Here is a 9,706-nt window from a genome sequence, read left to right as displayed (position 1 = left end):
TGATGGACCTGTTCGACCGACAGATCATCGCCTTCTCGGTCGGCACATCACCGAACCTGCAGTTGACCAACAGCTCCCTGCGTGCCGCGATCGCGACCCTCGGCGACGGGCACACCCCGCTGGTGCACTCGGATCAGGGATTCCAGTACCAGCACGAGTCCTGGCGACGCTTGCTCGCCGATGCCGGCGCGACCCAATCGATGTCCCGCAAGGGCAACTGCTTCGACAACGCCGTGATCGAGAACTTCTTCGGCCACCTCAAAGAAGAACTCTTCCACCACGTCCGATACCTGAACAGCGACGCATTGGCCACCGCGCTGGACGAGTACATCCACTGGTACAACACCGCACGCATCTCCACAAAGCTCAAGGGCCTGAGCCCGGTGCAATACCGGACCCAGGCCCTTTGCCGCTTAGGCTCCTACTTGGCCAGTCCAACTTTCGGGGACCAGTTCAATATGGGTGCGGGGCCCTCGCTACGGCCGCGTGATCAGGCGTTGCCGGCCTTCCAGGTCGCCCACGGGATGTTCCAGTCACCGAGGCCGTCGGTGCCGGAGAGCGTGCCACCCACGGTGTTCTTCACGACCGCCAGGTCGCCACGCTTTGTGTTCTCGAACACCCACCTGGCGTTGGCAGGACTCAGGTTCAGGCAGCCGTGGCTGACGTTGGCCGAGCCCTGGTCCCCCACCGACCACGGCGCGGAGTGGAAGAAGATGCCGCTGTACGACATTCGGGTCGCGTAGTCGACGGGAGTCTTGTAGCCCTGCGGGGAGTTCACCGGGACGCCGTACGTCGACGAGTCCATGATCAGGTGCTCGAAACGGTCACCGATGATGTACACGCCGTTGTCGGTGGGCGAGCTGTCCTTGCCCATCGACGTCGGCATCGTCATGACCACCTGGCCGTTGCGCTCGAACGTGACCTGCTTGGTGTTGTCGTCGGCGTACGCGATCATCGAGTCGCCGATCCGGAACTCGCGGTGCTCGTTCGCCTGACCGAACAGGGTACCGCCGAGGTTGCGGCCGAAGACGTTGACGTCCACCGTCACCGCGGTGCCGGGGGCCCAGTAGTTCTCGGGACGCCAGCGGACCTCGCGGTCGTTGACCCAGTAGAAGGCGCCCGGCACCGGCGGGTTGGTGACGACGGTGATGGCGTCCTGCGCGGCCTTGCGGTCCGGGATCGACTCGTCGAATTGCACCGCGACGGGCTGGCCGATGCCGACGACGTCCCCGTCGCCCGGCATCACGTACGGCTTGGTGAGGTTGCCGGGCGAGCTGGTGGTGAAGCTCGAGACCGTCGTGCTCGCACCGCCCAGTCCGAAAGCGTCGGCCTCCAGACGGTATTCGCCGTTGTACTTGAGCGGCTGCGTGTTCACCCAGGACTGACCGTCCGGGGCGATGGCGCCTGCCACGGGGTCGCCGGACGCATCGAGCAGCGTCACCTTCGACAACTTGCCGTCCGTGACCCGGACCGCGACGGGGTCTCCGGGCGAGTGCCCGACCGCGCCGTCCGCGACGACCGAGGTCACCTTCGGCTTGATCATCTCGAACACCGGGTTCAGGTCGATGGCCGCCGCTGCGGGCGCCGCCTCGGACTCGTCGCCGAACTGCACCGTGCACCCGGTCGCCACGAGCATCGCCGCCGCTGCGAGAGCCACCGCACTCAGCGTTCCCCGTATGGTCGCCACCCTGATCCCCACCCTCGTGTACTCGAAGCCACTAAACACACATCCACAACCGGACGCCACAGGGCGCACACCGGACGCGCAGAGCTGTGAACTGCCATGATGCCAGGCTCGGCACCACACCAGCCAACAGCCTGCCTGCGGACCCAATAACGTTCACATTCCAATCGCCGTCTGCCCCTCGAGCGTTACCGCGCGCAGGGCCCTGACCAGCCCATCGAGGCCGAACGGGGGGCTGATTTGCATTCGCTCGGATCGCTCGTCTAATGTTCTCCACGTCGCAGAGAGCGGGGCGCGAGTCCCGAGCGAGTGACAATGCGCCTATAGCTCAGTTGGTAGAGCAAGTGACTCTTAATCACTGGGTCCGGGGTTCGAGTCCCTGTGGGCGCACACGAGAAGGCCCCGACCGTCACGGTCGGGGCCTTCTTTGTCGTTGCACACGGGTCAGCGTTGTTGCGTGGAGTCAGAGCCGGGCCTGGTGGAGCCACCCTCAGCTCGCGAAGTGCCGTCGCAACTTTCGGTGCCGGTGTGCGAAGAACCGGGCGATGACCCGCTCCAGTAGCCAGGGCAGCCCTGGGATGGCGGCGATCGGACCGCGTGGCTCGAAACTCACGCGGTCGTGCAGGAGGGTCCGGTGCGCGCCATCGGCGGTCAGGCTCCGCTCGTGCTCCCATGCGCGCATCGAGGCCATCGTCGAGCGCTCGAAGAACCGGTGACCAGGCTCCAGTTCGGCGAGCATCAGGTCGTCATGGTCGAACGGGACGATGCCGAACAGGTACAGCCGGCATCGTCCGACCTTGCGGCCGACCTGGACGGTGTCCACCGTCAGTCCCCGTGCGCCCCTGGGCATCGCCATCCGCAGCAGCGGCATCATCTCGTCGTTGATGCCCTGTGGGGTGACGATCCGCGCCCAGACTGCCTCGCGCGGCGCCTCGACGATCGAGGTCCGCTCGAAGGTGCGGAATCGGGTGGACACCGCGTCGATCAGCGGAAGATCTTGCGCAGCACCAGCACCGCGACCAAGGCGCCCGCACCGATCAGGGCGAACTTGACCGGCGGCTCGTTGACCTTGGCGACCAGGCTTGACTTGGCGTTCTCGACCAGTCGCTTCGGGTTGGTGCGGACGCTCAGTTCGTCGAGCGTGCTGGCGAGCTGGTTGCGCGCCTGCTCGATTTCGCGCTCGATGCTCTCGGTGTCCCTGGGCACGTGAATCCCACTTTCTCTCATCGTCGACCTTGCTTGTCATGACCGTACCGGTGCGGCGCGTGTCGGCGCAGGGAGGAACCACCGACGTCCGATGCCACGGCCGCGGCTGCCAGTAACCTGATCTGCGTGACCGAGAACATCAGACTCGCCGCCGGGGACACCGCGCCCGGCTTCACCCTTCCCGACGCCGACGGCAAGGAGGTCTCGCTCGCCGACTACCGCGGCCGCAAGGTGATCGTGTACTTCTACCCGGCGGCCAGCACCCCCGGCTGCACCAAGCAGGCCTGCGACTTCCGCGACAACCTGGCCGAGCTGAACGGCGCGGGCCTCGACGTCGTCGGCATCTCCCCCGACAAGCCCGCGAAGCTGGCCAAGTTCCGAGACAACGAGGAGCTCACCTTCCCGTTGCTGTCGGATCCGGAGCGCGAGACGCTCAAGGCCTGGGGCGCGTTCGGAGAGAAGACCATGTACGGCAAGACCGTGCAGGGCGTGATCCGCTCCACGTTCCTCGTCGACGAGCAGGGCAAGATCGAGGTGGCCCAGTACAACGTCCGGGCCACCGGTCACGTCGCCAAGCTGCGCCGCGACCTGTCCGTCTGACAGCGATCCCCGCGGGTCAGCGGGTAGCGGCGAACCGTCCGAGGAACAGCGCCTCCGCGACCGCGAGGTTCTCGATCTCGGACGGGTCGACGCTCTCGTTGGGGGCATGGATGAGGCAGCGCGGCTCCTCGACCCCGAGCATCACGATCTCCGCACCGGGGACCATGGTCCCGAAGACGTTGCAGAGCGGGATCGAGCCGCCCTGCCCCACCGTGCCCAGCGGCTTCCCGAAGGCCTCGGCCATGGCCTCGGCGAGGGCCGCGTAGCCGGGCCCGTCCGTGCTGGCGCGGAACGGCGATCCGATCTGCTCCGGCTCGACAGTCACCCGCGCGCCCCACGGCGCGGCGGCCTCCAGGTGTGCGATCAGCGCATCCTGCGCCTTCTGCGGATCCATCCCGGGCGGCACCCGCAGGTTCAGGCGCGCCGACGCCCTCGGCTGGATCGCGGCGGCCGATCCCACGACCGGCGGGCAGTCCATCCCGAGGATCGTCAGTGCCGGCCTGGCCCACACCGAATCCGCGACCGAACCCGAACCGGGCAGGCCAACCCCGTCGAGCACCCCGGCATCCGTACGGAACTGCGCCTCGGCGTACTCGGCGCCGTCCCACCTCTGCCCGGAGTCCAGGCCCTCGACCACAGTGTTGCCGTCCTCGTCGCGGAGCGTGGCCAGCATCTGCACCAGCGCGGCGAGGGCATCGGGCGCGGGCCCGCCGAACATCCCGGAGTGCACCTCCCCCGCCATCGTCTCGACGTGCACGACGACATTCGCCATCCCGCGCAGGGTGATCGTCGCCGTCGGCTCACCGACCTCGGCGTTGCCCGTGTCCACCACCAGGATCATGTCCGCCTGGAAGAGCTCGGGGCGCTGTTGCACCAGCTCCTCGAGACCGCCGGTGCCCATCTCCTCGGAGCCCTCGGCCACCACCCGGATGCCGACCGGGAACGGCGTACCAAGCGCGCGTAGCGCGAGCAGGTGCATCACGATATTGCCCTTGCAGTCCGCAGCACCGCGCCCGTACCAGCGCCCGTCGCGTTCGGTGAGCTCGAACGGCGGCGTGTGCCACAGCTTCTCGTTGCCGGGCGGCTGAACGTCGTAGTGGCAGTAGAGGAGGACGGTCGGAGCCCCCTCGGGCCCCGGCTGGTGCCCGACGACGGCGTTCGATCCGTCCGGGGTCTCGATCAGCTCGACGTGGCCGATCCCGGCGGCGACGAACGCGTCCCGCACCCAGTTCGCCGCGTCCGTGCACCCCTGCGGCGGGAACTGACGGGGATCGGCCACCGACTTGAAACCCACCAGCGTGGCGAGCTCCGTTCGTGCCGTGGGCATCAGGTCCCTCACCTTGGAGCGAATCTCGTCCGGCATAGCCACCTCCTGGGCTGTCACCGACGGCTGCAGCTAGCTGCCGTCGACAAGTTTCAGATCGTTCAGGGTTTCCTCGAACTGGGCCGACTGGTCCGGGCAGTAGACCTCGATCACCAATCGCGCCCCCGCCACCGCGTCGTGGGTCGCGAGAATGGGGCGCTGACCGGGCCCGGCGGCGCCGCTGACGAGTTGCTGGTTGAGCACACCGGTCTTGAGCGCGTTGCCCGGGTCGGTGCACGCGGCACCGCCGTCCGATCCCAGCACCCGCGCGGTCGCCTCGACGTCGAGGGCGCCCAGACCTGCCGCCTCGAACCGCTGCGCGAGCTCGGTGGCCTTGGCGTCCGCCTCTGTGGAGCGCTTGTTCTCGCTGAAGGTGACCAGACCCCAGGCCGCCAGCCCGACGAACACCGCGAAGGCCGCCAGGTAGAGGATCCAGTGCGTGTTCTCCGGCCGCTTGTGCAGATCGTCGACGGCGGCCACGTTGACCTCGCCCTTCTCCGGTGTGGTCATCACGCCTCCTTCGCCATCGGGTCGGCCGAGACATCCTGCTTCCATGAGGGTTTGCGCAGGGCAAGGATCAGGAGCGGGACCCCGATCCCGACGATCCCGAACCCGCCACCGACGATGAGGATGTAGACGAAGACGCTGCCGCCGCCGAACTGAGAGGGCGGCACGAACCCGATGCAGAACGCCGCGAGGCTCGAGATGATGCCGACCCAGCAGAGCAGGAACAGCGCGGGCGCGCGGTAGCCCCGCGGCTGGTCCGGCCGGTTCTTTCGGAGCCGCATCGCCGCCACGAACATCAGCAGGTACACCACGAGGTAGACCTGGGTGGTGATCACCGACAGGATCCAGTAAGCGCTGGAGACCTCCGGGATGAACGCGTACAGCAGCGCGATGAAGGTGGTCACCACGCCCTGCGCGACCAGGATGTTCTGCTGGATCCCGTGCTTGTTCAGCCGCTGCAGGACCGGCGGCAGGAACCCGTCCTGACGGCCGATCATGAGCAGACCCTTGGACGGCCCGGCCAGCCAGGTCAGCATCCCGCCCAGCGAGGCTGCGATGAGCATCAAGGCCAGAATCGGTGTCGCCCAGCCGAATCCGAAGTGCGCGAAGAAGATGTCGAAGGCCTGCATCACGCCCGCGGTGAGCGAGAGCTTCTCGGCGGGCACCACCCAGCTGATCGCGATGGCGGGCAGGATGAAGATGGCGAGCACCAGGCCCATCGCGACGAACATCGCGCGCGGGAACTCCGTGGCCGGCTTGCGCAGGCTGGAGACGTGGACGGCGTTCATCTCCATCCCCGAGTAGGACAGGAAGTTGTTGACGATGAGCACCAGGCTCGCGATCCCGGTCCACGCGGGGAGCAGCGCACTGAACTCCATCGGCGCCGCGGAGGGGTTGCCCTGCCCGAGGAACACCACGCCCATGACGATCAGCAGCACGCCCGGGATCAGGGTGCCGAGAACGAGTCCGGCGCTGGAGAGTCCGGCCACGGCCTTCATCCCTCGCGAGGAGACGAAGACCCCGGTCCAGAACAGGGTGACGATGATGATGGCGGTGTAGAGCCCGTTCGATGCCAGCGCCGGATTGATCACGTAGGCGAACGTGCTGGCCACGTAGGCCAACAACGTCGGGTAGTAGAAGATCGTCATCGCGAACTGGCACCAGACGGCGAGGAAGCCCGCCTTGTCGGAGATGCCCTCGCCCACCCATCGGTACACCCCGCCGGACCAGCCCGAGGCGAGCTCGGCCGCCACCAGCGAGGTCGGCAGCAGGAACACGATCGCCGGAACGAGGTACAGGAACACACACGCGAGGCCGTATATCGCCATCGACGGCGCGGAGCGCAGGCTGGCGACCGAGCTCGTGGTCATCATCGCCAGCGCGATCCAGGTGATGTACTGCTGCCGGGGCGCTACTGGGAGTCGCCTTCGCCCCTCGGCGCTCCCTGTCGAACCCTCTGTGTCAACGCTCATCGGTTCCCACCAATCGACGTCGGACCGGGTCGCCGACGCGACGCGGGCTTCCCCTAGCACTATTCCCCCGACGCAACGGATTTGCACCGGGTCACGCGCCACCCGCGCACGAATTCACCCGGTTCGGATGAGGGACGCTCACCCGAACCGAAGCCGACCCGTCAGTGGTGCGCGTCGATCAGCTTCTCCACACCGTCGAGCAACAGCCCGAGCGCGAAGGCGAAGTCCGCGTCGTCCCAGTCGACCTCGGGATCGGTGTCGAAGGCACCGTCCGCGACCGCCCCGGTCAGGTGGGGGAACTTCGCCGGGTCGAGTAGTCGCGGCAGCAGCACCGAATAGTCCAGTGCGGCCGCGTACTCGGGCGACACAGCGGCCGAGGCGGCCGCGAAGTCCGCCGCGAATCGCGCCCGTCCGATCACGTACAGCGAGGTGTTGAGGACCACCTGGAAACGCAGCGGCTTCGGCAGCGGGGTGTCGGCCAGGCAGCCGAGTCCGGCCTCCAGCCACGCGATGTTGTTGGGTCCCGTCGGCGGCACGCCCCCAAGGGACAGCTGCAGCCACCACGGGTGCCGCATCAGCGCCTCGTACTCGGAGGTCGCCCACTGCGCCAACGCCTCCCGCCACGGTGTGCCCGGCTCGATGTGCGGCGCAGGCCCCACCACCCGGTCGGTGATCAGCTCGATCAGCTCGTCCTTGCTCTTGACGTACCGGTACAGCGACATGGTCGTGAAGCCCAATTCCTTGGCCAGGCGCGCCATCGACAGCGATGCGGCGCCCTCCGCATCCGCGACTTCGATTGCCGTGTCGAGGATCTTCTCGATGCTCAGCCCCCGGCGCGGCCCCCTACTGCCCGGTTCGGCGAGCCCCCAGGCGAGCTTGACTGCCCGGGGCAGGTCCTCGGCCCCCGTGTTGTCCGCACCAGTCGTATCCATGTCAACCGCTCCCGTCGTCACCGCTTGCGCTCATCGTAAAACTGTGTACCTTATAAACCGAAGTGTATGACATACACAGTTTCCGATTCCGGGAGAAGATCGATGACTCACAGAGAACCCACCGGCGCCATCTCCGTCGCCGGCCTCACCAAGTCGTACGGCGGGCACACCGTCCTCGACGGGCTCGACCTGTTCGTGCCCGAGGGCGGGGTGTTCGCCCTGCTCGGCTCGAACGGCGCGGGCAAGACCACCACCGTCCGGATCCTGTCCACCCTGCTGCCCTTCGACTCCGGCACCGTCACCGTGGCGGGCCACGACCTGCCCGGGTCCGCGCAGGCGGTCCGGGGCAGCATCAGCGTCACAGGCCAGTACGCGGCGGTCGACAAGCTGCTCACGGGCCGCGAGAACCTCGCGCTCATGGGCGAGCTCAATCACCTCGGCAGGCGCGAGTCGCGGCGCCGGGCCGCCGAACTCCTGGACCGCTTCGCCCTCACGGACGTGGCGGACCAGCGGACCGAGACCTACTCGGGCGGCATGCGGCGGCGCCTCGACCTGGCGATGAGCCTGGTGGCGAACCCGAAGGTGGTGTTCCTCGACGAACCCACCACCGGACTCGACCCGCGCAGTCGCCGCGACATGTGGACCGTCATCCGCGAGCTGGTGGCGAGCGGCGTGACGATCTTCCTCACCACGCAGTACCTCGACGAGGCCGACGAGCTCGCCGACCGGATCGCCGTGATCGACGGCGGCCGGATCGTGGCCGAGGGCACCGCCGACGAGCTCAAGCGGCTCGTCCACGGCGGCCACATGGAGCTGCAGTTCACCGATCCCGCCCAACTGGCCCGGGCCGCGGGCGCCTTGCCCGGGTCCGTCGCGCGGCCGGAGACCCTCACCGTCGAGGTGCCGACCGACGGCAGCATCGCGTCCCTGCGGGCCCTGCTCGACCGCATCGACGACGACATCTCGGTCGAGAAGTTCGCCCTGCACACGCCCGACCTCGACGACGTCTTCTTCGCCCTCACCGGCTCGCCCCGCGACGCCGACGCCCCGACCACGAAAGCAGCGGCCCGATGAGCACACCGACCTTGCCCCGCCCCGCCGTCGCAGCCGACTCGCTGGCGATGCTGCGCCGAAGCCTCAAACACCTGCTGCGCAGCCCGGACTCGATGATCATGGCGGTCGCACTGCCGATCATGCTGATGCTGCTGTTCGTGTACGTCTTCGGCGGCGCGATCGACACCGGCACCGCGTACATCAACTACGTTGTGCCCGGAATCATCCTGCTGTGCGCGGCGTTCGGCGCCTCGACCACCGCGGTCGGGGTCTCGTCCGACATGACCGAGGGCATCGTCGACCGGTTCCGCACGCTGCCCATCGCGCAGTCGTCGTTCCTGACCGGGCACGTGCTCGCCAGCGTGGTCCGCAACCTGCTCACCGGAGCGATCGTCATCGCGGTCGCGCTGCTGATGGGCTTCCGCCCGACCAGCGACCCGATGAAGTGGCTCGGCGTGATCGGGATGATCGCGGCCTTCGTCTTCGCCCTGTCGTACCTGTCGACGGCCCTCGGACTGCTGGCCAAGAACCCGGAGGCGGCCGGCGGGTTCACCTTCGTGATCATGTTCCTGCCGTACGTCAGCAGCGCCTTCGTGCCTGCCGAGACGATGCCGTCCTGGCTGCGCTGGTTCGCCGAGAACCAGCCGATCACCCCGATCATCGAGACGGTCCGCGGCCTGCTGATGGGCACCCCGATCGGTTCGAGTGCCTGGCTCGCGGTGGCCTGGTGCGCGGCGATCGCGGCGGTCGGGTTCGTCTGGGCCAACGTCCTGTACCGCAACCGCGTCACCCGGTAGCTCCCCAGGTATCCGGTACCCCGGGAAACACCCAGAACCCGGGGTTCATCGGATCCGGCACCAAAGACGGATAACCTGGACAGGTGGAGTCC

General features: G+C 67.8%; 10 protein-coding genes, 1 tRNA gene and 1 pseudogene. 5 read left to right on the top strand and 7 right to left on the bottom strand.

All coding sequences use genetic code 11. From position 1 onward, the window contains the following. Positions 1–2 precede the first annotated feature (2 nt). A pseudogene (locus RM1_RS26905) lies at positions 3–347 on the top strand (transposase); the annotation flags it as partial. Positions 348–490: 143 nt separating this feature from the next. Here the strand turns inward: RM1_RS26905 and RM1_RS26900 are convergent. Beyond that, complete coding sequence (locus tag RM1_RS26900; RefSeq protein WP_083576863.1) at positions 491–1,636, bottom strand: L,D-transpeptidase; 1,146 nt, start codon at positions 1,634–1,636, stop codon at positions 491–493. Between the two features lie 365 nt (positions 1,637–2,001). On the opposite strand from RM1_RS26900, the gene RM1_RS20020 reads away from it, so the two are divergent. Beyond that, a tRNA-Lys gene (locus RM1_RS20020) sits at positions 2,002–2,074 on the top strand. A 100-nt stretch (positions 2,075–2,174) separates the two neighbouring features. Here RM1_RS20020 and RM1_RS20015 read toward each other — a convergent pair. Both RM1_RS20015 and RM1_RS20010 read right to left on the bottom strand, forming a co-directional pair. Continuing rightward, positions 2,175–2,660, bottom strand: a complete 486-nt coding sequence (locus RM1_RS20015) for an Rv1443c family protein (protein WP_072753458.1) — start codon at positions 2,658–2,660, stop codon at positions 2,175–2,177. 8 nt (positions 2,661–2,668) lie between these two features. Then, on the bottom strand, positions 2,669–2,890 hold the full coding sequence (locus RM1_RS20010) for a DUF3618 domain-containing protein (protein ID WP_072753457.1): 222 nt from the start codon (positions 2,888–2,890) through the stop codon (positions 2,669–2,671). Positions 2,891–3,016: 126 nt separating this feature from the next. On the opposite strand from RM1_RS20010, the gene bcp reads away from it, so the two are divergent. Beyond that, positions 3,017–3,490 carry a thioredoxin-dependent thiol peroxidase gene (bcp, locus tag RM1_RS20005; RefSeq protein ID WP_027499805.1) on the top strand — a complete coding sequence of 158 codons (474 nt, stop codon included), beginning with the start codon at positions 3,017–3,019 and terminating at the stop codon, positions 3,488–3,490. A gap of 16 nt (positions 3,491–3,506) precedes the next feature. Here bcp and RM1_RS20000 read toward each other — a convergent pair whose 3' ends face one another. From RM1_RS20000 to RM1_RS19985, 4 genes are all read right to left on the bottom strand, one after another. Further along, positions 3,507–4,853, bottom strand: a complete 1,347-nt coding sequence (locus tag RM1_RS20000; protein WP_072753456.1) for a dipeptidase — start codon at positions 4,851–4,853, stop codon at positions 3,507–3,509. A gap of 33 nt (positions 4,854–4,886) precedes the next feature. Next, positions 4,887–5,363, bottom strand: a complete 477-nt coding sequence (locus RM1_RS19995; protein WP_072753455.1) for a hypothetical protein — start codon at positions 5,361–5,363, stop codon at positions 4,887–4,889. Then, positions 5,363–6,832, bottom strand: a complete 1,470-nt coding sequence (gene gadC, locus RM1_RS19990) for a glutamate/gamma-aminobutyrate antiporter GadC (RefSeq protein WP_072753454.1) — start codon at positions 6,830–6,832, stop codon at positions 5,363–5,365. The genes RM1_RS19995 and gadC overlap by 1 nt, the downstream gene beginning before the upstream one ends. A 161-nt stretch (positions 6,833–6,993) precedes the next feature. Next, a complete protein-coding gene (locus RM1_RS19985) occupies positions 6,994–7,764 on the bottom strand; it encodes a TetR/AcrR family transcriptional regulator (protein ID WP_072753453.1) in 771 nt (256 codons plus the stop codon). Between the two features lie 102 nt (positions 7,765–7,866). On the opposite strand from RM1_RS19985, the gene RM1_RS19980 reads away from it, so the two are divergent. Together RM1_RS19980 and RM1_RS19975 are read left to right on the top strand one after the other, a co-directional pair. After that, positions 7,867–8,838 carry an ATP-binding cassette domain-containing protein gene (locus RM1_RS19980; RefSeq protein ID WP_072753452.1) on the top strand — a complete coding sequence of 324 codons (972 nt, stop codon included), beginning with the start codon at positions 7,867–7,869 and terminating at the stop codon, positions 8,836–8,838. Next, positions 8,835–9,614: an ABC transporter permease gene (locus RM1_RS19975; protein ID WP_072753451.1), complete on the top strand. Its 780-nt coding sequence runs from the start codon at positions 8,835–8,837 to the stop codon at positions 9,612–9,614. The genes RM1_RS19980 and RM1_RS19975 overlap by 4 nt, the downstream gene beginning before the upstream one ends. The last annotated feature ends 92 nt before the right edge of the window (positions 9,615–9,706 follow it).

Origin of the sequence: Rhodococcus maanshanensis NBRC 100610 (genome assembly GCF_001894865.1) — a bacterium.
GTDB lineage: Bacteria > Actinomycetota > Actinomycetes > Mycobacteriales > Mycobacteriaceae > Rhodococcus_G > Rhodococcus_G maanshanensis.
Note: the sequence above shows the minus strand (reverse complement) of the source record. Positions and strands in the feature narration are given on the sequence as shown.